Source organism: Stutzerimonas stutzeri, assembly GCF_018138085.1.
Lineage (GTDB): Bacteria > Pseudomonadota > Gammaproteobacteria > Pseudomonadales > Pseudomonadaceae > Stutzerimonas > Stutzerimonas stutzeri_AI.
Map to the genome: position 1 here is coordinate 1,653,612 of NZ_CP073105.1, position 22,085 is coordinate 1,675,696.

The window sequence follows — 22,085 nt, forward strand, 5'->3', positions numbered from 1 at the left end:
CAAGCATGGAGATGATCGGAGTCGCGCTGGGCGTCGTCGCGATCCTGCTGACCACCCTGGCGCTCGGCGTATGGGTATTCGCCGCGCTGGCCCTGGCGGCGATTCTTTCACTGTGGGGCTTCGGCGGTTTCGGGTTCGAGCGCATCGGCCTGATGATGTCGAAAATCCTGTTTCGCGCAAGCAACAGCTGGGAGCTTGCAGCGATTCCCTTGTTTATCCTGATGGGCGAGCTGATCTTCCGATCGGACATTTCGGAGCGCTTGTTCCGGGGCCTGGCGCCCCTGACGCGTTACCTGCCGGGTGGGCTGTTGCACACCAATGTGTTCGGCTCGACGCTATTCGCCTCGGTCTGCGGCTCCAGTGCGGCGACCACCGCCACGGTGGGCAAGATCACCACGCGAGAACTGGCGAGCCGCGGCTACAACCGCGACCTGTCGCTCGGCTCGCTGGCCGGCGCAGGCAGTCTCGGGCTGCTGATCCCGCCTTCGATCATCATGATCGTCTATGGCGTACAGGCCGAGGTGTCGATCATCAAGCTGTTCATGGCGGGGCTGCTGCCCGGCCTTATGATGGCGGCGCTGTTTTCGGCGTTCATCATCATCCGGGCCGTCGCGAACGCCAAGGTCGCGCCTCGGGAACCTCGCGGCGACACCAGCCTGCTTGCCGCGCTGGGGCTGCTGACGCCGATCCTGCTGCTCATCGGCCTGGTCATCGGGGCCATCTACAGCGGCATCGCGACCCCGTCGGAGTCGGCCGCCATTGGCGTCACGGCCTCGCTGTTGCTGCTGGCGGCCGAGCGGCAATTGAGCGTCGCGCTGATCCTCGATGCGCTCAAAGGCACGCTGCTGACCTCCGCCATGGTTTGCAGTCTGCTGGTGGCAGCGGCGATGCTGTCGGCGGCCATGGCCTACCTGCATCTGCCCCGCGAGCTGGCGGCCTGGATTGCCGCTCAGCAGCTATCGCCGGTGCTGCTCTTGCTGGCCATCGCGCTGTTCTACGTGCTGCTGGGGATGTTCCTCGACGGCATCTCACTGACCGTCATGAGCTTGCCGATCACCCTGCCGGTGATCGTTGCCGCCGGCTACGATCCGATCTGGTTCGGCGTGTTCCTGGTGATCATGGTCGAGCTCGGGCAGATAACCCCGCCGGTGGGTTTCAATCTGTTCGTCATCCAGTCTCTGTCCGGCGAGCCGATAGGCCGTGTGGCCATGGCGGCGCTGCCGTTCTTCCTGCTGATGTGCCTTGCCGCCGCACTGATTACCGGCTGGCCGCAAATAGCGCTGTGGCTGCCTGAGGTGCTGAGCGGATGATGAGGGGAGGGTACGTGGCCTCTGTCTCGCGGGGCGGCGTTCCCGTGTGAGCCAACTGCGCATTGGTGCGCTCGGTGTTTGATCGAATCGACGTTGAGGGTGCTGCGCTGGCATCGCATGTGCGTGGGTTTCGGTCGTTAAGGGTCGGCATCTACCGCTCCCAAGCGGTGAGCCAAGCTTTACTCGCAAGCGGCTTGGCGTTCCGGGCTCAGCAGCTATGACGATGCGACTATGGCGCAGTTGACTCGACTCAACGTGACGTCAGATTCCCGCGCTAGCAGCCGAACAAAGTTTTAGCCCGCTGGATGGTCGCCGATGAACTTGCTGAGGAACTGCCGTGTGCGTTCGTGCTGCGGTGCGCTTAGCAGCTGCCTGGCGTCGCCCTGTTCGATGATCACCCCGTCGTCGATGAAGATCGCCCGGTCGGCCACATCGCGGGCGAAGCCCATCTCGTGGGTGACGATAACCATGGTGCGCTTTTCCTCAGCCAGGCCGCGGATGGTCGCGAGCACTTCGCCGACCAATTCCGGATCGAGCGCCGAGGTTGGTTCGTCGAACAGGATCACGTCCGGCTGCATGGCCAGCGCGCGGGCAATCGCCACGCGCTGTTGCTGGCCGCCGGAGAGGCGCTTGGGATAGGCGTCTTCCTTGCCACTCAGACCGACCTTGGCCAGCAGTTCGCGGCCGCGCTCAACGGCCTGGCCGCGCGGCTCTTTCTTTACCTGCACCGGACCTTCGATGACGTTCTCGAGGGCGGTGCGATGGGGGAACAGGTTGAAGTTCTGAAACACGAAACCGACGTGCTGGCGCAGCTGGCGGATCAGCCCTTGCTGCGCCTTGAGCGGTTTATCGGCGTCGATGTGGATCTCACCGACGCTGATCTGTCCGCCGCTGGGTTGCTCCAGCAGATTGAGGCAGCGCAGCAGGGTGGTCTTGCCCGAACCGCTGGGGCCGATGATCGCCAGCACTTCGCCGGGGGCTATGTCGAGGTCGATGCCTTTGAGCACCTCCTGGCCCTTGAACGATTTTTTCAGGTTGCGCACGGAAATCATCAGGCGTCCTGCTCGTGGCGGTTGACCCGGTCTTCCAGGCGACCCTGGAAGTACGCCAGCACGCTGGCCAGCAACCAGTAGATCAGCGCGGCGGCCAGGTACATGGTGAAGATCTCGAAGGTGCGGGCGGTGATCAGCTGCGCCTGGCGGAACAGCTCGGGCACCTGGATGGTGGCGGCCAGGGCGGTGTCCTTGACCAGCGAGATGAAGCTGTTGCCCAGTGGTGGCAGGGCAGTGCGTGCGGCCTGCGGCAGGATGGCCCGATACAGCGTCTGCGCGCGGCTCATGCCGATACTGGCGGCCGCTTCCCACTGGCCACGGTCGATGGAGGCGATGGCGGCGCGCAGGATCTCGGCGGTGTAGGCCGCCATGTTCAGCGAGAAGCCGATCAGCGCGGCCGGCAGCGGATCGAGCTGGATGCCCAGTTGCGGCAGGCCGTAATAGATCATGAACAGCTGCACCAGCAGCGGCGTGCCGCGGAAGAACGACACGTAGATCCGCGCCAGCCACTGCAGCGGCCAGTAACCGTAAAGCCGTAGCAGGGCCAGGCCGAAGCCCAGCAGCAGGCCGAAGAACATCCCGCCCAGGCTCAGCACCACGGTCCACCACGCGCCCTTGAGCAGGAAGGGCAGTGAGTGCAGCACCAGCTGCAGGCTGCTGTCGATCATTGCGTGACGTCAGCCCCGAACCATTTCTCGGAAAGCCGTTTCAGGGTGCCGTCGGCGCGTAGCTTCGCAATGGCCTCGTCGATGGCGGCGAGCAGTTGCGGGTTGCCCTTGCGCAGGGCAATTCCGGACTCCTGGCGAGAGAAAGCGTCACCAGCCACGGCCAGCCGATCGCCGGTTTTCTCGACCATCTCGAAGGCGGCCAGACGGTCGACCAGAATCACGTCGATGCGGCCGACGTTGAGGTCCTGGAACTTGGTCGGGTCGTCATCGTAGGTGCGGATATCCGCCTGTGGCACGTTCTCCTTGAGCCACTGCTCGTAGTTGGTGCCGAGACCGACGCCGACCTTCTTGCCGGCCAGGTCAGCCGAACTCTTGATGCTCTCGGCATCGGCCTTGCGGGTGAGTGCCTGGATGCCTGAGACGGTGTAGGGCGCGGAGAAGTCGTACTTCTGCTTGCGTTCCTCGGAGATGGTCACCTGGTTGATCACCACATCCAGACGCTTGGATTCCAAGGCGGCGAGGATGCCGTCCCACTTGGTCGGCTGGAACTCGGCCTTGACCCCCAGCTCCTTGGCCAGGGCGTTGGCGAAATCGACTTCGAAACCGGTCAGCTGACCGCTTTCATCCTGATAGTTGAAGGGCGGGTAGGTGCCTTCCAGGCCGACCTTGAGGGTGCCGTTGGCCTTGACCTCATCCAGCAGATCGGCGGCGAACACCGGCGTGAACAGGCTGGCACCGAGCAACAGACTCAGGGTGCCGAGCAGGAAACGACGACGCGGAGTGATGAATTTCATGGGAGGCCTCTAGGTGGGCAGGGAAGTCGGTCAACTCTAAGGGCTGATCTTTATTCAATAAAATAATTAGAAATTATCTTTACCTTAGTTATGGAAATATCGCGTGCGCTCAGAGTGCCCATGGATGATAAGCGAATAGCGCCGGGGCACCACCGGTATGCAGGAACAGCAGCGGACCCCGGCCGGGGAAGGCTCCGCGGGCGATACCGTCGAGCAAGCCGGCGAAGGCCTTGCCGGTGTACACCGGGTCGAGTAGCACGCCTTCCTGCTCGGCAAGCAGGCGGATTGCGGCCAGCGTGCCGGCATTCGGCTCGCCGTAGCGCGGGGCGAAGTACTGGTCCCACAGTTCGATTTGCAGCCCCGTCGGCACATCGACGCCGAGCAGCTCGGCGGTGCGTTGCAGCAGACCGTCGACCTTGGGCCGCTGAGTCGCATCCGGGCGCGATACGGTGACCCCGATCACTCGGCTGCCCGGCCGCGCAGATTCCAGCGCCAACGCCAGGCCACTGTGGGTTCCGGCGCTGCCGGAGGCGAGCAGCACCGCGGCGAAATCCTCGCCGCTGCGGTGCATTTGCTCGGCCAGCTCCAGGCCGGCGCGCACATAACCCAGGGCGCCGAGCGCATTGGAGCCACCGATGGGCACCACATAAGGTTTGCGCCCGGCGCTGCGCAGGCGCTCGGCGGCGGCCAGTAGCAGCTCGTCGGCGTTATCCAGGTTAGCGACAGCTTCGACTTCGGACCCGAACAGGTCGAGCAGCAGGCGGTTGCCGTTGGCCAGATAACTACCCTCGGCAGTGCCCAGAGGATTTTCCAGCAGTGCCAGGCAGCCCAGACCGAGCCTGGCCGCCAGCGCCGCGGTCTGGCGTACGTGGTTGGACTGGATGGCGCCGGCGGTGACCAGCACATCCGCGCCCTGCGCCAGGGCATTGGCGCCCAGGTATTCGAGCTTGCGCACCTTGTTGCCACCGAGGGCTAGCGGAGTGAGGTCGTCGCGCTTGATCCAGATATCTCGACCCAAGTGACGTGACAGACGCGGTAAGTGTTCCAGCGGCGTGGCACCGGCAATCAGTTCGAGGCGAGGGAAGCGGGCGAGGGCGTCGGTGAGCATGGGAGCAGGCTTCTGCGCAGAGATAATTGATCACTTTAGAAGGCAATCCAGAGTTGCAACAAGCCGATATCCCCCTATCGCCTCGCCTTGAGTGGGCGGCGAGGCGAGCACGGGAACCTTGGCGAAAGCCTGCGTGTATTTCTGCGGAGCCCTCAGCCCAAGGCCAGTAGTGCCGGCACCGTCAACACTGCCGTATAGAAGCCCATGAACTGCACGCCGATGTTGAAGCCCAAAAAGCGTGAAAGAAAACCGCCAAGCAGCCCTACGGTAAGAATCACCATCAGGCCAAGCAGACCACCTTCCCACATACCTATCACCAGGATCAGCCCGACAAAGGTGGCGATGACCGCTTCGTGGCTGACCTTGCGCGACACAAACGATGCCGCACGGTGTGCGAAATTCATCGAGAACGGATAGGCAATCAAGATAGCGATGATCACGGCCAGCATCCCGTAACCGAGAAACTCCCAGCTACTCATCAAGGTATGCAGGTTGTTGATTTCCCCGGTGGCGCTATCGACCGAAAAGCGCGGCGGTGCATTGAACAGCGGGGCAGCTGGGCCTGCGGCGACCGGGCTCAATGGCAAACCAAAAGCAATCAGCGGAATCAGCGCCTCTGCGATGTAGGTCGCCTCGGTAACGCCGTTGCGTGCCGTGATGACGGTCGTCAGGCGATGGTAGGCATGCTTGATCCGTGACCCGACCACTTCGCCCATGATCACGGTCATGGCCACCGGACTGAAGACGAAGGTCGCACTCGACACCGCGGCGGTGGCCAGCGTCATGCGAGTCTGTCGCTTGTCGAGTACCTTCAGCGGGTTCGGGAAATATCCGCCCCAGCTCTTCACATCGGGCGACAAGGAGAATACGCGGACGCTGTCGCGCTTCATGCGCACACGCTCGCCCGGCGACATCAGCGCGAACAGCGACGCGATAAGGGGGCCGATCGCGATGCCGAGAAAATAACTCACGCCCAGCTTCACGCCATGCTGAGCAGTCAGGGTCTGCAACGCGACGATGACGAGGACGAAAGGCACCAGGGTGAATACCGAGGCCCAGCGACCGGCTGAGAAGTAGGCAATCAGAAGGGCGGCGCAGAGGAACACCCAAGGTGAGAACTGTTTGATCACGTCGCCAAACGGCGCCAGCAACACCGCGAAAAGCACCGACAAAGGTACGGCAACGAGCGCTGCGATCGCACCGCCCGAGATCATTTTGCGAAGCGCGATATGAGGCACGCCCAGTTTTCGCAAGTAGTTCGCTTCAGCCATCAATGGCGTGGCCATGGTGTCGCCCGGGATGCCCAGCAAGGCGGTTGGAACCGCGTGGGTCATATGCTTGGCGACGGCGCCCGCGAGAAAGAAGGTGAACACACCTTCCGGCGGCACCCCAAGCAACACCACCAACAGCGTCAACGGCGCCAGGGTAGTGGTTTCGTCGCTACCGGAGATCAGGCCAATGGCGGCAAACACTACGGCACCTATCAGCCCCATACCGAAGGCAACAAGGATTTGGTCGAGTAGGCCTTCCATCATGTACGCCCTCCACTCAGGCTGACTTGCTGCGCTGAAAGTGCATCGACAGAGGCGGTTGTCTTTCCGGTCGCTCGGGCGTCCCTGGTCTCAGCCTCACGGAAGAGGTCGTAGAGAGCCAGCTCACGCAGTTCGGCTACCACTTCGGGAGGCAGCTCATCCAGCCGTCCGAGGGTGCCATGCTCGGCAGTCAGTTCAGCGAGCACCTGCTGACGGAAGGTTGGGTCCGCCAGATCTTCGACGACTTCGCGCTTGGGCTTGAACAGCGTCGCGCTGATTACGCCGCCTGCCAGGCAACCCAGAATGCCGGTAAGCATCGCGTAAGCTCGTGCCATTTGCTCGGACTCGACCACGCCGAGGAGCAGATGCTGCGCAATGTAGAAGGTGCCGAGACTGACCACGGCGCCAATGACGATAGACGCCATCAGGTGACCACTATCGACGGTGTCACCCCATACTTCATAGAGTTCGGGCTTCTTCATGGTTGTGCCTCCAGCATGGGGGCGAAGCACAGCACACGCGAGTCGGTCGGTTGGTATTCCATCGTGTTTCTCCTGCCCTGATGGGCTTTTGTTGTTATCGAGAAAAGCGCGTCAGCTCGGTATACGGTCGCCCGTTCGTCCTCGCCTTACGTTGATTGCCCTTGCTGTACTCGAAGCGGTCATCCGGCCCAACTCTCTGTCGATGAAGGTGCCGGATTCCACCAGTGCGTGCAGGTTCACACCGGTCCGCAGGCCCAGCCCTTCGAGCAGGTAGACGACGTCTTCCGTTGCGACATTGCCAGTGGCGCCTGGCGAATAGGGGCAGCCGCCCAACCCCGAAACGGAGCTGTCGAACACCCGGATCCCGGAATCCAGTGCGGCATACAGGTTGGCGACCGCCATGCCGTAGGTGTCATGAAAGTGCCCGGCCAGCGCAGCGAGCGGCATCTCGGAGGCGCAAGCCTCGATCAAGGCCTCCGTCTTGTAGGGCGTGCCGGTGCCGATGGTGTCGCCGAGGCTGACGTCATGGCAGCCCATCTCGTACAACGCGGTGCTGACTCGCACCACATCGGCCGTCGCGATGTCGCCGGAGAGGGGGCAGCCCAGCACGCAGGAGACGTAGCCGCGCACCGCTACGCCAGCTTCCCTGGCTTTAGCCAGCACCGGCTTGAAGCGGTCAAGGCTCTCGGCAATGGAACAGTTTATGTTCCGCTGTGAGAAAGCTTCCGAGGCGGCTGCGAACACGGCGACTTTCCGACAGCCAGACGCCAGGGCAGCCTCCAGGCCTTTCTCGTTGGGCACCAGCGCGCTGTAAGTCACCCCGGGCAACGGCGCAAGGCAACGCATGACCTCATCGGAACCAGCCATCTGCGGCACCCACCGGGGCGAGACGAACGCACCTACTTCTATGTCGCGCAGGCCTGCCGCGGCAAGCCGCTCGATCAGCCTGATGCGAGTCTCGACGGGCAGTACCTGCGGCTCGTTCTGCAAACCGTCGCGCGGGCCTACCTCGACCAGCCTGACCGCATCGCTGCTCATAGCCCACGCTTCTCGTTGAGCAGCGCTTCGGCACGGTCCGCGCGCACATCCTTGGCCTCAACCATGCGCTTGACCAGCCAATCGACTTCTTCGCCACGCGCACCGGCTGACAGCGCGATGTTGCGCGCATGCAGCGCCATGTGGCCGCGCTGAATGCCCTCGGTCGACAGGGCGCGCAGGGCACCCAGGTTTTGCGCCAGACCGACAGCAACCGCGATTTCCGCCAGGTCCTGAGCCGTTTTCACGCCGAGGATGCGAAGCGATAGCTGTGCCAGCGGATGGGTCTTGGTCGCGCCGCCGACCAGGCCCAGCGGCATGGGCATTTCGATGGTTCCAACCAGATGGCCGCTACCGTCCTTTTCCCAGGTCGTCAGCGAGCCGTAGTGACCGTTGCGACAGGCATAGGCGTGTGCACCCGCTTCCACGGCGCGCCAATCGTTGCCGGTGGCGACCACCAGCGGATCGATGCCATTCATGATGCCCTTGTTGTGAGTCGCAGCCCGGTAGGGGTCGATGGTGGCGAAGGTGTACGCGTCGATGATGCCTTCGATGACATCCGAACCCTTGTACTCCGCAGTATCCAGATGTTCTGGAGCGATCCGTACCTGGGCCCGCGCCAGACGCAGGTCGGCCAAGTTGGACAGGATTCGCAAACGCACTTTGCCGCCGGTGAGCTCTTCGATCAGCGGTGCTACGGCTTCGGCCATGGTGTTCACCGTATTGGCGCCCATGGCGTCGCGCACATCGACAATCAGGTGCGCAACGAGCATCGGCCCTCGCGGACTCTCGATAAAGGTATGCACTTCGATGTCCCGGCAACCGCCGCCCAGCTTGTTCAGCAACTGGTCCTTGCTGTTGGCCAGGGCGACGATCTCATCCTTGTTGCGCAGCAGGCTGAGGCGGGCATTGTAGGGATCGTCAACGCCCACGATCTGGACCTGGGCGCGCATCAGCGGCTCACTGCTGGAGGTCAGGAAGCCGCCGGCCGGGCGTGCCAGCTTAGCCATGAAGGACGCGGCGGCGACGATAGAAGGCTCCTCGACCACCAGTGGGATCAGGACATCACGGCCGTTGATTTGGAAGTTGCTAGCGATCGCATAGGGCAACTCGAACCTGCCCACCACGTTTTCGATCATTCCATCCGCGATTTCGATCGGCAGCGCACCAGCCTCGCGCAGCAGGGCGGAGTCGGCGTCGGACAACGAGAGAAGTTTTTGCAGGTGCTCGAGGCGTTGTGAAGGTGTGAGGTTACGGAACTGCGACAAGCGAGAATCGATGGACATCAAGGTGCTCCTGAGGAGTCGGTTGTTCTTGGATGCGCCAACGTTAGCCTCATCTGTAACCTTGAAAGAAGGTACAGTTTCGCGAGACAGTTCCAGACCTGTACCCCATCGGAACCCAACATGGCTCGTCAGACGCTTTCGCAGAAGGTTGCCGCCTCGATTGCGCAGCAGATCACCGATGGCGCATTCAGAAGCGGGGATAAGTTGCCTTCGCTGCGCGAGTACATGCGCTTGCATCGATACTCGAAGAACACCGTTATCACCGCCTATGAGCACCTCGCGTCTCAAGGGCTGGTCGAAGCTCGCCACGGACGTGGCTTTTTCGTTTGCGACGTGCCGGCAGCCCCTCTGGAAGATGACGAGTCCGAACCCTACACCCGCGCGCTGGACACCATTTGGATGATGCGTCAGCAATTCGTCCGCGAACCCGGCCACTCCCACCTGGGTGAAGGTTTTCCGCCGGTGGAGTGGCTGATGGACATGCGCCTGGACAAGTTTCACCGTCAGGTCGTGCGAGGCGGGGTTACAACGCTGTTTCGCTATGGCACGCGGCTTGGCAACCCAGGTTTGCGCCAGCGGCTGATCCAGAAGCTTGCCGATTACGCCATTACCGTCTCGCCCAGACAGGTCGTCACCACACTGGGTGCCAACCATGGCATGGACCTGATCATCCGCCGCTACGTCAAGCCGCGGGACATCGTGCTGGTAGAGGATCCGGGTTACTACCCCCTGTTCGGCAAGTTGCAGCTTCAAGGCGCACGCATGCTGGGCGTGCCTCGCCAGGCGGACGGCCCCGATCTGGACGCACTGGAGCGTATCCTCAAGCGGCACAAACCCAAGGTGTTCTTTCTGCAATCGGTTGGCCATAACCCAACCGGCTCCGATCTGTCGTCAGCCAAGGCTCTTCGGTTACTACAGATCGCAGAGCGGCACGATCTGCTCATTGTCGAGAACGACGCCATGGCTGACTTCAAACCAAGCTCGTCGGTCAAACTATCGGCGCTGGATCAACTGAACCGCACGCTGTATCTGGGCAGCTTTTCCAAGTCGATCTCGGCGGCTCTACGGGTCGGCTTTATTGCCGGCAGCAAACAGCGCATCGAGGAGCTGGCCGACCTGAAGATGCTCCTGCATAACAGCGGCGCCGAATACAGCGAGCGCACCATCGATGTGATCCTGGGCGAAGGCCACTTCCTCAGGCATTTGGCGCGCCTGCAAGACCGCCTCCGAGACGCCACCAGACGTGGGCTCGAGATCCTCGACGAACTCGGCGCCGAAGTTTTTTGCCGCCCGGAGCAAAGCCTCTACCTCTGGGCGCGCTTTCCGGGTATCGACGATGCCAACAGCCTCACCCGGCACTGCTTGAGTAAAGGTGTGATGCTCGCACCGGGTTCCATCTTTGCCGTCAACCGCAATGTTCCCGTCTCGTGGACCCGACTGAACGTCGCCTATCTGGACGACCCTGCTTTCCGGAAAAGCCTGGAAACATAGAAGAGCCGCTATGAGCCGTCAGTTGAACAGTGGATTCTCCCGCAGCCGCGCAACGGCCAGGTCGACGAACGACCGTACCTTTGCCGGCGCCTGCCGGCCTTCCGGGTACAACACGTGGATGGGCAGCGGGGGTTCTTCGAAGTCGCTGAGTACGATGTGCAGTTCGCCGTCGCGCAACGCGGGGCCGATCTGGTAGAGCAGTACCCTCGTCAGGCCCCAGCCGGCTTTGGCCGTCGCGATCGCCGCTTCGTTGGTATTGCACTGCAGGACAGGGTCGATGACGACGCGCTGGCCGTGCGCAAAACGCCATTCCGGGGAGGCCCAGGCGCTGCTGGACGCGACGATGCGGTGATGCTTGAGATCGGCCGGTTCTGCGGGTACGCCGTGGGTTTGCAGATACTGCGGCGACCCGCAGACGACGCGACGCACGGTGCCGACCTGGATCGCGGTGAAACCCGAGTCGGGTAGATGGCCGATCCGCACGGCGACATCCATGCCCTCATCCACGATGTTCACCGGGCGATCGATAAAGAATGTCCTGGCGTGCATGTTCGGATGCGCATCGAGATATTCCGTCACGATGGGCAACACATGGATTTGCCCGAACATGGCGGACGCCGTGACCGCCAGGGTGCCGGACGGCGCCTTGTAATGGCCGGCCGCGGCGGATTCTGCTTCGGCGATGTCGCTCAGTATGCGGCGACAATCATCGAGGTAGCGGCGTCCCGCTTCGGTGGTCTTGACCGACCGGGTGGTGCGGACGAACAGGCGCGCGCCGATCAGCTCCTCCAGGGCCGCCACGGTTCGGGTAACTGCCGGCGCACTCAGGTGCATCTGGCGCGCCGTTTTTGCAAAGCTTTCCGTTTCCGCGACCTTGACGAACACGCGCATCGCCAACCAACGATCCATTCCTTGCCCTCTTTTCCGTCAGGCAGCCTTCAGGCAGCGCTCGGGTCGTTCTTCGGATGCTGTCGGAGCAGCGCGCCATAATAGGCTGGACGCGGCGACGCAGCGACTTGGGCGCAGGGCAGGCGCCGGAGCCGAGCGGCCGGGCTTGTTGCCATATGAACAATCTTGGCGATACCGATCCGGGCCGCAGGGTTCCGAAAGGCCTGACGAGTACCCCGGCCGGAAGTTGGCGGATCGCTATCGAGCCCCAAGATCGCGCCTCAAAAACCAAGGTCGCTGAGACCGGGATGGTCGTCTGGCCGGCGCCCCAGTGGCCAGCGGAATTTGCGATCCGCTTCGGTAATCGGCAGCTCGTTGATACTGGCGTGGCGCACGCTCATCAGGCCGTCCTCGGCGAACTCCCAGTTCTCGTTGCCATAGGCGCGAAACCAGTGGCCGCTATCGTCGTGATATTCGTAGGCATAGCGGACTGCGATGCGATTGCCCGTAAACGCCCAGAGCTCCTTGATCAGGCGGTAGTCGAGCTCGCGGTTCCATTTGCGCACCAGGAAGGCCTCGGCCTCGGCACGGTTCGTCACGAACTCCACGCGGTTTCGCCAGCGGGTATCGGGCGTATAGGCCAGCGCCACCTTGGCGGGGTCGCGACTGTTCCAGCCGTCTTCGGCAAGGCGCACCTTTTCGATGGCGGTCTGTTCGGTGAACGGCGGTAGCGGCGGGCGGGACATAGCAAAACTCCTCAAGTGAACGGAAGGATGACCACGAACGGCAGCCGGTCCTTTCCTGCATCGGAACAAGCAGGCGGTTGGCTGGGTGCTGCCGATAGTTCTATTCAAGCGGATCCGGATCCTGTTTGCCGAGTACCATGCAGCGCGGGGCGCTTCGGGGCACGTGGCAATCAGGCGGACAGCAGTGCGTCAGAGTGCAAGCTGGATTCGGTTTTCCTCCTCGGTTTCCTGCTCGGCAGGTACTGCGCAACAGATGAGCACCTCGTCGTCGTCAACCTTGGCGGTGGGATGCTTCACGTAGGTCACCGTGCCCTTGAGCAGCTTCGTTCGACAGGTTCCGCAGCTGCCAGCGCGACAGCCGAATTCAGGCGCGAGGCCACGCGCTTCGGCCAGCTCCAGCAGCGTGCCGGTCTCCGGTGTCCAGCGCGCCTCCTTCAGCGAATCTACGAAGACCACCGGCACCGCCTGGGTCGCCGGTGGCAATTGAGCAGGAGTGGCTGCGGCCGCATCGCTCGTGCGGATTAACGACGCCGGCCCAAACGCCTCGGCGTGAATGCGCTCATCGACAATGCGATAGCCGCGCAGGCCGTCGTATAGCGCCTGCGTGAACGGCGGTGGGCCGCACAGGTAGAACTCGTAGTCGCCGAAGGCGAGAAAACGGCTGAGCAGCGGCATGTCGATGCGACCCGAGGCGTCATAGTCGATGCCCGCCCGAGCGTCACGGGTGTCGCTCAACACGCGGACGAGCCTTACAGCGCCCTGTGCGGCGGCGATCAGCTCTGCCAGTTCCTGGTCGAAGGCGCGGTCCTGCTTGGAACGTGCGGCATAGAACAGCGTGGCGGGGCGGATCCGTTGCCTGCGCAGCCCCTCGTAGACCAGGTGGCGGAGCATGGCGAGCATCGGCGTGATCCCCACACCCCCGGCCAACAGGACCGCTGGCCGAGTCCCATGCGCATCTAGCGTGAAGTCGCCCGTCGGCGCGCGTGCCTCCAGCGTGCTTCCCACATGCAGGCGTTCATGCAGATACCGGGACACCGCCCCATCGCGTTTGACGCTGATACGGTAAGCCCCATCGGAAGGGGCGACCGACAGCGTGTAGGTACGGATAAGCGCCTTGTCCTGGCCTGGAAGCCGCACGCGAATGGGCAGGTGCTGACCGGCCAGGTGTGGCAACCCTGCGCCGTCCGCCGGGACCAGATGAAACGACCGGATCGTTGCGCTTTCCTGAACCACCTGCGTCACTTTCAGGGTTCGCCAGTCGTCCAGGAATCGAGCTGCGCGCAGCCGCTCGTGCGCATGCTGCCAGTCGCCGGTCATCAACGAGCTGTCGGACCAACCACCGTCCTGGAAGGCCCACCGCAGCGCAAGGCCGGCGGGCCTGCGCACGATTTTCCGTGCGCGGAACGTCCAAAGCCGCTCGGCGCCTTGAAATGCCGCTATTTCCGGTGACTCGAAGATCACTTCGGCCTCGCCGGTCATCTGGAGCATGTCCCCCGTCTCGAAGTCGACGAACAGCAGCCCAGCCTTGCCGTTGAGCACGATGTTGCCAAGCGTGGCGAAGAACAGATTGCCGTTGAAGTCCGGAATCGTCAGCGCGCCGTCCTCGGACACCCGAACGAAACCGGCCTTGCCGCCCCGATGGGAAACATCGACCTGACGGCTGGCGCCTCGATCAGCATAGGAGGTCACGAAAAACGCATCCGCCTGCTCGATCAGCGCACGGGCCGCCGGGTCAAGCGTCGCGAGTTGTTCGACCTGCCCGGTGAAGGGCTCGTCGGGATCCCTGGCAACGGTGAAGTCGCGCAGTTGGATATAACGGGGGCAATTGCCAAAGCTCTGGTCGACCTCGACCCTGAAGTCAGGATCGGTGATCGAGAGAATGCCGTTCATACGGTTGCGGCGCCGCGTATGCATCTCAATGCCCAACAGGCCGACCGCGGCGCCTTCGACCAAACCACGGCCCGCTGGATCTCCAGGAGCCGGGCGGGCTGCGATGTCGAGCGTCGTTCGCGTCGGCGAGGCCATGAAGCCCTGCCTGCCTTCCAGAAAGGTCGCCCAGGCATCTCCCTGGTCGTCCACGCTGCCCATCACGATGAACGGAAGCTGGGCGTAAAACTCGCGATGCTGGTCGGGCATGAAGTCCCGCGCGACACGCGGACCAACCGCTTCCATTCGTTCCGCCACGCCGAGTTTTTCCTGGATGAGTTTCTCGCCCGCGTGCCAGACGGCTGATTGATGCGATGGCTCGGCCATTTCTGTCTCTCCGGTAGCTGGAAGCGGGTGGGGCGCCCTGGGTCCGCTTATGCCTTGGCGGTCAGCCCGGCAGGGGTTTGGGCGAAGGGAACGAAGCCTGGCAGCGCTTCGATGCGACGGAGCAAGCGATTGACGGCGGGGTAGGCGGACAGGTCGACGTTGCCCTCCGGTGCGCGGGCGATGTAGCTGTAGATCGCGACGTCGGCGATGGTCGGGTGATCGGCAGCCAGCCAATCGCGGTCGGCCAGGTGCTGTTCCAGCTTGCCGAGCAGGGCATGCGCGCGGCCGATGACTTCGTCGGCGTTGAACCCGGCGCCAAACACCGTGATCAACCGGGCCGCTGCCGGTCCATAGGCGAGCTCGCCGGCGGCTACCGACAACCAGCGCTGAACACGTGCCGCACCCAGGGCATCTTCCGGTAACCAATCGCTCCGGCCGGCTTTCTTGGCGAGGTAGACGAGGATGGCGTTCGAATCGGCGATGTCGACGCCGTCATCTTCCAGTGCCGGCACCTGGCCGAATGGGCTGATGGCAAGAAACTCGGGCTTTTTGTGAGCACCGGCTTGAAGGTCGACTTCGACCAGCTCGTGTTCGAGGCCAAGCAGCGATGCGAAAAGCACCACTCGGTGAGCATGACCGGACAAGGGATGGTGATGGATTTTCATGGTTCGGCTCCTGGGCTTATCGGGCCGGGTGTATCCCGATCCGTGCCGAGAGTGTGTGACCGAACTGTTTTTTGAGGAATATCGCTTCTAGGTACTTCTTTGTTTCACCTGCTGGAACAATCCTGTTATTCCAGCTCGAGCCACTGGCGGATTGGGCGCTGGCGCGACGCACCTTCGTAGGCTCAAGCGCACATTTCGTCCGGTGGCAGGGCACATGATTGACGGGCGATTTTCCCGCGGCCCGGATATGATGCGCGCCCCTCAACGCTCCCGCTCGATCAGCAGGCCACCATGCCCGGCAATGCGCTCTATACCGACCTGTCGGGTTACTACGATCTGATGTGCGCCGATATCGATTACCGCGCACAAAGCCACTGCATCCAGCGCTTGCAACAGCTGTTCGGCAACGGTGGCCGGCGCCACCTGGACCTCGCCTGCGGGACCGGGCCGCACGTGCGCCACTTCATCGATGCCGGATTTGCCAGCGGTGGGCTCGACATCAACCAGCCGATGCTCGACCGGGCCGCGATACGTTGCCCGGAAGCGCGCTTCGTTGCGCAGGATATGTGCGGTTTCAGCCTGGATCGGCCGGTCGATCTGATCACCTGTTTCCTGTATTCCATCCACTACAGCGGTGGCGTCGAACGTTTGCAGGCCTGTATCGCCAGCGTGCATGGCGCTCTGGCCGCTGGCGGGCTGTTCTGCTTCAACGCCGTCGACAAGCACAGCATCGACAACCGCTCGTTCGTCTCGCATAGCGCCGGGCACGCCGACGGCCTGTTCACCTTCAGCTCCGCTTGGTACTACGCGGGCGCTGGCGAGCGACAGTCGCTCAGGCTGCGCATCGAGAGAACCGTCGCCGAGCAAAGCCAGGTCTGGCACGACGAGCACGCCATGGTGGCGGTGAGTTTTGTCGAATTGGAAGAGTTGCTGGCGCCGTACTTCGACGTCCATGTGCTCGAGCATGATTACGAAAGGATCGTTCCGCGCGAAAGCGCGTCCGGCAACGCGCTTTTCGTCTGCGTAAAGCGCTGATAGCCAAACGCGGTCCCGCCATTGCGGCGTGGTCGTTTCAGGAGGTCCAGCGCCGCTCCGAGACTGGCGACACGGCACGCGACTCTGGCCACGTGCTGGTTCAGGCCATGCCGAGCGGGGTCAGTCGCCAGGACTGACGCCGCGCTCGGGCAACGACCGCTTCGAGCCTTACTGCGTACGGAACCGCCCGACCAGCTGCCGGAGTGCGCTGCTGAGCTGACGCTGCTCCTGGGAGTAGCTTTCGACTTCCGAGGCTTGGCTGGACACCTGCGCAACCGCATCGCTGATGGCGACCACGTTCCGGTTGATGTCTTCGGTCACCAGGTGCTGTTCCTCGGTGGCGGTGGCGACCTGCGTGGTCATGTCGCGGATCGTCTGCACGGCATTCTCGATGTCCTCGAACGCCCCCATCACATCGCCCGCCAGCTCGATGGCCTTGCTCGACTCCGTCAGGCTGTGATCCATGCTCGCTGTCACCTCACTGATGCGGCTGACCAGCAGGTTGAGGATCTTGTTGATCTCACCGGTGGAATCCTGGGTCCGCTTGGCCAGGTTGCGCACCTCTTCGGCCACCACGGCGAAGCCGCGTCCCTGTTCGCCAGCGCGTGCCGCTTCGATGGCGGCGTTGAGCGCCAGCAGGTTGGTCTGTTCGGCGATCTGCTGGATGGTCGACAGGATGGTGTTGATGCTCACCGTCTCGCGTTCGAGCTCGCGAATCACCTTGCTCGAACCCTGGATGCTGGCGCCAAGATCGTTCACCCCCGCGGTACTGCGGGCGATGACCTCCTTGCCATTGCGCGTCGCATCCAGGCCCTGCGCGGAGACTTCCGCCGTCCTCACGCAGTTGTGTGCTACCTCGTTGGCGGCCGAGGCCATCTCGGTCACGGCGGTGACAATCTGCTCCACCGCGCTGGACTGACGCTGCAAGCTGTCCGACATGGCGGTGGTGCGGTCGTTGGTCTGGCTTGAAACACCATCGATGCTGACGGCGTTTTCCTTGATGACGGTGATCATCGATTGCGTCGACTCGATGAACTGGTTGAACCACTTCGCCAACTCGCCGGTTTCGTCCCGGGCCAGCACGGGGAGCCGATGAGTCAGGTCACCTTCGCCCTGGGCGATGGTGCGCAGCCCGTCCTTGACCAGGTTGATCGGCGTGACGATACGGTTGGCGAACACGACCCCGGCGATACCGAACAGCACCACCAGCACGGCGCAGGCGACCAGTGTCATCCAGGCTAGTTTATGTGCGCCGGCCAGGATCTCGTCGACCTGCATGAAACCGATGAATTTCCAGCCCAGGGTGGGCGAGGTGAAGACGTTGGCGAGGTAGTCGACGCCATCGATATTCACCTCGATCACACCGTTTTCGGTTTGCTTGATGGTCGAGAAGTAGTCACCCGAGAGCTCGCCGAGCTTCTTGAAGTTGTTCTTGGGCTGGTGGCCGTCGACCAGCAGGGTGCCGCTGCTCTCCACCAGCATGAAGAAACCGGTCTCGCCAAAGCGGATTTTTTGGACCATGTCGGTCAGCGACTTTAGCGACACGTCCGTCGCCACGACCCCGGCAAACTGGCCCGCCTTGTCCTTGAAGGCTTTGATCACCGAGACGTAGACCGCGTCGTCCGGTTCCCAGTAATAGCCGTCGAGGCGCGTCAGTTGGAAATTGGCGTCCTTGCCCAGGCCGAACCAGGGGCGCCCCCGCGGATCCCAGCTGCCGTAGTCGCCGGTGCCCGGCCATTCCACGTAGCCGCCCTTGGTGTCGCCCATGTAGACATAGCCGAAGGACGGGTTGTTGTTACCGATGCCGGAGAAGTAATCGAAGATGTCTTTTTCGCGGCCGCCATTGGCCGTGGCGACCGCGCCCGGTTTGCGGGGCGAGCCGGAATAGACGGTCAGCTCGCCACTCTCGGTGTCGCGGACGGCGGCGTAGTCGGCCATCGCCGACACGGTGTGATTAACCGAATCGAACAGGGTCACGAAGGTATTGTCGACCAGCTTGACGTCCAGGCTGCTGGTCTCCTCGAACTGGAGCTTGGCTTCCTCGGTGACGTTGCGGATGGTGAACAGGGCCACGACAAGGACTGGAACAAGCGTCGCGACCAGAAGACTTGCTAGCAACTTGTGTTTGATTTTCATCGTTCAGTGGCCCCTGGCCAGTTCGTCGAGACGTCCGCGCCGACCTGCGCTTCGTTCTTCAGGGAGCCCTTCACGCAATCCGATGCGCTTTGCCGCCGTGCGAGGCGAGCGGTGCCAAGAGGTTATCGGCAACCTGTGATAGCGGCTTGAGGGCAGGTCTCTGCGATTTTTAAGTCCGGCGAGATGCGCAGATGCGGGGGGTACTTCCATCGCGCGCGACACGCTCGTCAGCGCAACATGATCGGCGCGCCGGTTCGCTCCATCGACCGCGCGATTAGCCTTGCGAGAAGCCTTGGGTTGACCGAAATCGCTAACCGGCTGCCGCTAGTCTTTCGCGGCGTCTGGCTTCTTCTTGCGCGGTCGGGGTGGTTTGGGAGCGGGTAGCACCCTGGCGGTTTCGATCACCAGACGGCGCAGTGCGTCGGCGTCATCCAGCAGCTCGTCGGCTACCGGATAGTTCTTGGCGCCGGGGTAGGGCGGGCCTTGGGGCAGCTCCGGCGCGAGGGCGAGCGCCGCCTCGGAGGGTTTGATGAACAGGCTGTTGTCGCAGACGAAGGCGACCACCTTCGCGTCCAGATAAAGCGCGTACTCCCCGAACATTTTCCGATAGGTCAGCCGGTTCCCGAGGCCGATCTGCTCCGCCACGTAGTCCACGAAGTCTTTATCGGTGGCCATCTGTATTCCGTCGCGTGAAGAGTTAGGCAATTTCGGGTGCGTCACGGGCGAGCCCGCTCGGTGGCGCGCGTTAGCCTGCCACCGAATGCCAATCCTGCAACGCCTGCACGGCGTCGATGAGCTAAACCCGAACCAGGTGAAGCTTAGCACCCAGCGGCAAGGAAACAGGCGGTTGGAAACGGCAAGCTTTCCGATCGGCAGGGCGCGGCTGCTCCTATGCTCGGCACGCCGTACACGGGCGGCCGTTTTGCTCCGTCAATGCAGGCGCGTCGCCGAGGCGCAGGTCTGAATCAGGTATTCCGCCTGCTGCGCCAGCTCATCGAGCAGGGCATCGCGCTGCTTCTCGGCATCGCTCATGGCGTCCGCGCCGTGCTGCTTCACCAGGTAGGTGTGAATCTGCCGGACCTCCTCGGACTGGAAAATCGGCTGCAGATCCTGCACCGCCACCACACCGCTGGACGCCTGGTTACGGTTGTTCATCACCACTTGCGGGCCTCGAGCCGTCAACGGCATGAAGCCCCAGCGCTTCGAAGTACGGCACCTTGCCGGCTACGCATGCCACTTCCGCGTGGGGATAGCGCGTTATCATCGCCTCGACCATCGCCCGGCCGATGCCCTGGCGGCGATGGCTCGTCTGCACGGCCAGGTAGAGCAGCACACAGGCCTCGGGGTCGTCCACATAAGGCAAATACAGCGCAAAGCCCAGCAGGCGGGCCGGGTCTTCGGCATCCAGCGCCATAATCAGTTCAGGCTTGCCCGGTTGCGCGCCGTCCATGCTGTCCAGATAGCGGTGCACCTCTAAACCCACCACGTACTGATACAGCTGGTACAGCGGATTGCTCGGCGTGAGCGAAACCGGGCTGATGTCGCTGAGGTAGTCCACCACCATCTGCATCACCTGGCTCTTCATCGATTCCGGCGGCGGGGTGCACAGGTAGGAGAGGGTGAACATGGGCGGGCTCCGACGGGCTTAGGAAAGGCCGCCATTGTAGCGGGCAGGGATGAGGCGCTGAGCCTTCAACAGTTGCCTATCGTGTCCAGGAAGATCCGATTCAAAGCCGGCGACAGCGCCAAACGGCGCTGAAGGCTACCGGGTTGCTGAATTTTTCGGAGCAAGCAGGGGCTGTTTCGCAGAACCGTTGCGCTTCCCGGACCAGGTCCTAGACGGGCTCGGCCTGTCGTGGGTGAGCCAAGCTCGGTGTGGGATCCTCAAGTTCCGTCTGAAGCTCCCGCACCAACGCATCGACCTCACGTAGCGCCTGTTCCACCGAAGCAGCCAGCACCTCACCGCCGGTTTCCTGGCCTTCGATCGCGATCTGATGGAAGCGAGTGATACCGATAAAGCCGAGCGCCGTCACCAGGTTCGGCTCCAGATGGTTCATATGCGCCATTTCCCCGCCGGGCCCGAAGCCGATGCCGCCTCGTGCCGTGAGGATGACCGCGTGCCGTGGTCGGTCAGCCAACAGGGGGACGTAGGGATCCGGTAGCTTGCTTTCGTCGACCTCGATTGTCCGGCCGGGGCGCACGATCTGGTCGATCCATGCCTTGAGTGCCGCGGGCATGCCGAAGTTGTACAGCGGCGTGCCAATGACCAGCACATCGGCGGCAATCAACTCGTCGACCAGCTGGTCGCTCTCGATCAGCGTCTCCTTCATCCAGGGCTCTCGGCGTTCTTCCGGGGTGAAGGATGACGCGATCCAGTCATGGCTGGTGAAAGAAGGCCGGTTCTGGCCGATGTCCCGGTAGGTCACGCTGTCCTGGGCGCGGCGGGCCAGCCACTGGCTGACGAAGCGGTGGCCGAGGTGGCGGCTGTGGGAACCGTGCTCGTCCCTGCCGGCAAGGCCGGGGCGGGCGCTGGCATCGAGGTGCAGAAGGTGTGTCATGGTGAGTCTCCTCTGTGACTGAATTCATCTGTCATTCGCGGTAGACCCAGACTAGGTTTAGGCTCTGTGGGCGACAAACGACCATTTCTTTCGGTTATAGATGAGGAAAACTCAGCCATGGCGCATCGCTGGTTACCTTCGCTTTCCGCCCTGCGAGCCTTCGAAGCGGCCGCCCGCCATGAGAGCGCCAAGCAGGCTGCCGAGGAGTTGAACGTCACCGCCACGGCCATCAGCCACCAGATTCGTTCGCTGGAAGAGTCACTCGGTGTTGCGCTGTTTCTGCGCAAACCCAGGCAGTTGGCACTCACCGTCCAAGGCCGTGAGTTGCAACAGACCCTGGAGACGGCATTCGACAGCATCAGCGCAACGGTCGAGCGCCTCAGCGCGGGGCCCTGCCGCCAGGCGATCACGCTTACCACCACGCCGGCCATCGCCGTGCGCTGGCTGGTGCCCTGGGTCTGCATGCTGCGTGAATCCCATCCCGATATCGATCTGCGCTTCCATACCTCCCACGAGCCGGTGGCGCTGGATGGCGTTACGGCGGATATCGCCATCCGCTACGGCGATGGCCGCTGGCCAGGGCTGGTGGCCGAAAAGCTGATCGACAACACCTTCGTCCCGATCTGCAGCCCATTGCTGGGCCTTCGCGCCGCCGCCGACCTGCCCAACCACCCGCTGATCCACTTCCGCGCCCGGGGCGCCACTTCCGCTCCGATTCACTGGTCGTCGTGGCAGAAGCTGGCCAATGTGCCGGGGCTGGATGTCAGTGCCGGGTTGGCCTTCTCCGACGAGACCCACGCCATCTCAGCCGCCATCGGCGCGCAGGGTGTGGCCTTGATGAGCCGTCAGTTGATCGAGGACGAGGTGAGGGCAGGCCGGCTGATGCAGCCGTTCGGGCCGGAGATGGAAGGCAAGCCGTTTCACCTCGTGTACCCGGAGAGCCGCCGGGACGATCCGACGGTGCTGGCCGTGCGAGACTGGGTCATGGCGGTGCCGGGTGGGGTGTGTGAGCTGTAGCGGCGTGGGCGGATGAGGCGTTCATCCCC

19 protein-coding genes and 1 pseudogene are annotated in these 22,085 nt (G+C 63.0%); 4 read left to right on the forward strand and 16 right to left on the reverse strand.

Annotation, left to right across the window (positions count from 1 at the left end; genetic code table 11):
- Positions 1–5 precede the first annotated feature (5 nt).
- Positions 6–1,310, forward strand: coding sequence for a TRAP transporter large permease (locus KCX70_RS07770; protein WP_249121717.1), 1,305 nt, complete (start codon positions 6–8; stop codon positions 1,308–1,310).
- 293 nt (positions 1,311–1,603) lie between these two features.
- Here the strand turns inward: KCX70_RS07770 and tcyN are convergent, their stop codons facing one another.
- The 8 genes from tcyN to KCX70_RS07810 form a co-directional block, all read right to left on the reverse strand.
- The gene (gene tcyN / locus KCX70_RS07775; protein ID WP_212619799.1) at positions 1,604–2,362 is read right to left on the reverse strand and encodes an L-cystine ABC transporter ATP-binding protein TcyN; all 759 of its coding nucleotides are present in this window, start codon (positions 2,360–2,362) and stop codon (positions 1,604–1,606) included.
- Positions 2,362–3,030: a cystine ABC transporter permease gene (tcyL, locus tag KCX70_RS07780; protein WP_021207640.1), complete on the reverse strand. Its 669-nt coding sequence runs from the start codon at positions 3,028–3,030 to the stop codon at positions 2,362–2,364. The genes tcyN and tcyL overlap by 1 nt, the downstream gene beginning before the upstream one ends.
- Positions 3,027–3,824: a cystine ABC transporter substrate-binding protein gene (tcyJ, locus tag KCX70_RS07785; protein ID WP_212619800.1), complete on the reverse strand. Its 798-nt coding sequence runs from the start codon at positions 3,822–3,824 to the stop codon at positions 3,027–3,029. Before tcyJ ends, tcyL begins: the two co-directional genes overlap by 4 nt.
- A 109-nt stretch (positions 3,825–3,933) precedes the next feature.
- Complete coding sequence (locus tag KCX70_RS07790) at positions 3,934–4,932, reverse strand: D-cysteine desulfhydrase (RefSeq protein WP_212619801.1); 999 nt, start codon at positions 4,930–4,932, stop codon at positions 3,934–3,936.
- A 152-nt stretch (positions 4,933–5,084) separates the two neighbouring features.
- The gene (locus KCX70_RS07795) at positions 5,085–6,467 is read right to left on the reverse strand and encodes a tripartite tricarboxylate transporter permease (RefSeq protein ID WP_102846190.1); all 1,383 of its coding nucleotides are present in this window, start codon (positions 6,465–6,467) and stop codon (positions 5,085–5,087) included.
- Positions 6,464–6,946 (reverse strand): hypothetical protein, encoded by a 483-nt coding sequence (locus tag KCX70_RS07800; RefSeq protein ID WP_212619802.1) that lies wholly within the window; start codon positions 6,944–6,946, stop codon positions 6,464–6,466. The genes KCX70_RS07795 and KCX70_RS07800 overlap by 4 nt, the downstream gene beginning before the upstream one ends.
- 111 nt (positions 6,947–7,057) lie before the next feature.
- Complete coding sequence (locus KCX70_RS07805) at positions 7,058–7,984, reverse strand: hydroxymethylglutaryl-CoA lyase (RefSeq protein ID WP_212619803.1); 927 nt, start codon at positions 7,982–7,984, stop codon at positions 7,058–7,060.
- Positions 7,981–9,267: a hydroxymethylglutaryl-CoA reductase, degradative gene (locus KCX70_RS07810; protein WP_212619804.1), complete on the reverse strand. Its 1,287-nt coding sequence runs from the start codon at positions 9,265–9,267 to the stop codon at positions 7,981–7,983. The genes KCX70_RS07805 and KCX70_RS07810 overlap by 4 nt, the downstream gene beginning before the upstream one ends.
- 120 nt (positions 9,268–9,387) lie before the next feature.
- On the opposite strand from KCX70_RS07810, the gene KCX70_RS07815 reads away from it, so the two are divergent.
- Complete coding sequence (locus tag KCX70_RS07815; protein WP_102846186.1) at positions 9,388–10,758, forward strand: PLP-dependent aminotransferase family protein; 1,371 nt, start codon at positions 9,388–9,390, stop codon at positions 10,756–10,758.
- An 18-nt stretch (positions 10,759–10,776) separates the two neighbouring features.
- Here KCX70_RS07815 and KCX70_RS07820 read toward each other — a convergent pair whose 3' ends face one another.
- The 4 genes from KCX70_RS07820 to KCX70_RS07835 form a co-directional block, all read right to left on the reverse strand.
- Complete coding sequence (locus KCX70_RS07820) at positions 10,777–11,667, reverse strand: LysR family transcriptional regulator (protein ID WP_212619805.1); 891 nt, start codon at positions 11,665–11,667, stop codon at positions 10,777–10,779.
- Positions 11,668–11,927: 260 nt separating this feature from the next.
- Positions 11,928–12,392 carry a DUF1348 family protein gene (locus tag KCX70_RS07825; protein ID WP_212619806.1) on the reverse strand — a complete coding sequence of 155 codons (465 nt, stop codon included), beginning with the start codon at positions 12,390–12,392 and terminating at the stop codon, positions 11,928–11,930.
- 189 nt (positions 12,393–12,581) lie between these two features.
- Positions 12,582–14,645 (reverse strand): pyridoxamine 5'-phosphate oxidase family protein, encoded by a 2,064-nt coding sequence (locus KCX70_RS07830; protein ID WP_212619807.1) that lies wholly within the window; start codon positions 14,643–14,645, stop codon positions 12,582–12,584.
- A 47-nt stretch (positions 14,646–14,692) separates the two neighbouring features.
- Complete coding sequence (locus KCX70_RS07835; RefSeq protein WP_102846182.1) at positions 14,693–15,310, reverse strand: glutathione S-transferase family protein; 618 nt, start codon at positions 15,308–15,310, stop codon at positions 14,693–14,695.
- Between the two features lie 291 nt (positions 15,311–15,601).
- On the opposite strand from KCX70_RS07835, the gene KCX70_RS07840 reads away from it, so the two are divergent.
- On the forward strand, positions 15,602–16,345 hold the full coding sequence (locus tag KCX70_RS07840; RefSeq protein WP_102846181.1) for a class I SAM-dependent DNA methyltransferase: 744 nt from the start codon (positions 15,602–15,604) through the stop codon (positions 16,343–16,345).
- A 168-nt stretch (positions 16,346–16,513) separates the two neighbouring features.
- Here KCX70_RS07840 and KCX70_RS07845 read toward each other — a convergent pair whose 3' ends face one another.
- The 4 genes and pseudogenes from KCX70_RS07845 to KCX70_RS07860 form a co-directional block, all read right to left on the reverse strand.
- The gene (locus tag KCX70_RS07845; protein WP_102846180.1) at positions 16,514–18,481 is read right to left on the reverse strand and encodes a methyl-accepting chemotaxis protein; all 1,968 of its coding nucleotides are present in this window, start codon (positions 18,479–18,481) and stop codon (positions 16,514–16,516) included.
- A 324-nt stretch (positions 18,482–18,805) separates the two neighbouring features.
- Positions 18,806–19,156: a TfoX/Sxy family protein gene (locus tag KCX70_RS07850; RefSeq protein WP_102846179.1), complete on the reverse strand. Its 351-nt coding sequence runs from the start codon at positions 19,154–19,156 to the stop codon at positions 18,806–18,808.
- 255 nt (positions 19,157–19,411) lie between these two features.
- Positions 19,412–20,108 (reverse strand): annotated as a pseudogene (locus KCX70_RS07855) (GNAT family N-acetyltransferase).
- A 208-nt stretch (positions 20,109–20,316) separates the two neighbouring features.
- The gene (locus tag KCX70_RS07860) at positions 20,317–21,039 is read right to left on the reverse strand and encodes an FMN-dependent NADH-azoreductase (protein WP_212619808.1); all 723 of its coding nucleotides are present in this window, start codon (positions 21,037–21,039) and stop codon (positions 20,317–20,319) included.
- Positions 21,040–21,156: 117 nt separating this feature from the next.
- On the opposite strand from KCX70_RS07860, the gene KCX70_RS07865 reads away from it, so the two are divergent.
- Positions 21,157–22,056 carry a LysR substrate-binding domain-containing protein gene (locus KCX70_RS07865; RefSeq protein ID WP_212619809.1) on the forward strand — a complete coding sequence of 300 codons (900 nt, stop codon included), beginning with the start codon at positions 21,157–21,159 and terminating at the stop codon, positions 22,054–22,056.
- Positions 22,057–22,085: the final 29 nt, after the last annotated feature.

Excerpts from the sequence above, each read along its gene's own strand:
- KCX70_RS07770 (WP_249121717.1), top strand. The coding sequence starts at position 6 with ATGGAGATGATCGGAGTCGCGCTGGGCGTCGTCGCGATCCTGCTGACC.
- tcyN (WP_212619799.1), bottom strand. The coding sequence starts at position 2,362 with ATGATTTCCGTGCGCAACCTGAAAAAATCGTTCAAGGGCCAGGAGGTG.
- tcyL (WP_021207640.1), bottom strand. The coding sequence starts at position 3,030 with ATGATCGACAGCAGCCTGCAGCTGGTGCTGCACTCACTGCCCTTCCTG.
- tcyJ (WP_212619800.1), bottom strand. The coding sequence starts at position 3,824 with ATGAAATTCATCACTCCGCGTCGTCGTTTCCTGCTCGGCACCCTGAGT.
- KCX70_RS07790 (WP_212619801.1), bottom strand. The coding sequence starts at position 4,932 with ATGCTCACCGACGCCCTCGCCCGCTTCCCTCGCCTCGAACTGATTGCC.
- KCX70_RS07795 (WP_102846190.1), bottom strand. The coding sequence starts at position 6,467 with ATGATGGAAGGCCTACTCGACCAAATCCTTGTTGCCTTCGGTATGGGG.
- KCX70_RS07800 (WP_212619802.1), bottom strand. The coding sequence starts at position 6,946 with ATGAAGAAGCCCGAACTCTATGAAGTATGGGGTGACACCGTCGATAGT.
- KCX70_RS07805 (WP_212619803.1), bottom strand. The coding sequence starts at position 7,984 with ATGAGCAGCGATGCGGTCAGGCTGGTCGAGGTAGGCCCGCGCGACGGT.
- KCX70_RS07810 (WP_212619804.1), bottom strand. The coding sequence starts at position 9,267 with ATGTCCATCGATTCTCGCTTGTCGCAGTTCCGTAACCTCACACCTTCA.
- KCX70_RS07815 (WP_102846186.1), top strand. The coding sequence starts at position 9,388 with ATGGCTCGTCAGACGCTTTCGCAGAAGGTTGCCGCCTCGATTGCGCAG.
- KCX70_RS07820 (WP_212619805.1), bottom strand. The coding sequence starts at position 11,667 with ATGGATCGTTGGTTGGCGATGCGCGTGTTCGTCAAGGTCGCGGAAACG.
- KCX70_RS07825 (WP_212619806.1), bottom strand. The coding sequence starts at position 12,392 with ATGTCCCGCCCGCCGCTACCGCCGTTCACCGAACAGACCGCCATCGAA.
- KCX70_RS07830 (WP_212619807.1), bottom strand. The coding sequence starts at position 14,645 with ATGGCCGAGCCATCGCATCAATCAGCCGTCTGGCACGCGGGCGAGAAA.
- KCX70_RS07835 (WP_102846182.1), bottom strand. The coding sequence starts at position 15,310 with ATGAAAATCCATCACCATCCCTTGTCCGGTCATGCTCACCGAGTGGTG.
- KCX70_RS07840 (WP_102846181.1), top strand. The coding sequence starts at position 15,602 with ATGCCCGGCAATGCGCTCTATACCGACCTGTCGGGTTACTACGATCTG.
- KCX70_RS07845 (WP_102846180.1), bottom strand. The coding sequence starts at position 18,481 with ATGAAAATCAAACACAAGTTGCTAGCAAGTCTTCTGGTCGCGACGCTT.
- KCX70_RS07850 (WP_102846179.1), bottom strand. The coding sequence starts at position 19,156 with ATGGCCACCGATAAAGACTTCGTGGACTACGTGGCGGAGCAGATCGGC.
- KCX70_RS07860 (WP_212619808.1), bottom strand. The coding sequence starts at position 21,039 with ATGACACACCTTCTGCACCTCGATGCCAGCGCCCGCCCCGGCCTTGCC.
- KCX70_RS07865 (WP_212619809.1), top strand. The coding sequence starts at position 21,157 with ATGGCGCATCGCTGGTTACCTTCGCTTTCCGCCCTGCGAGCCTTCGAA.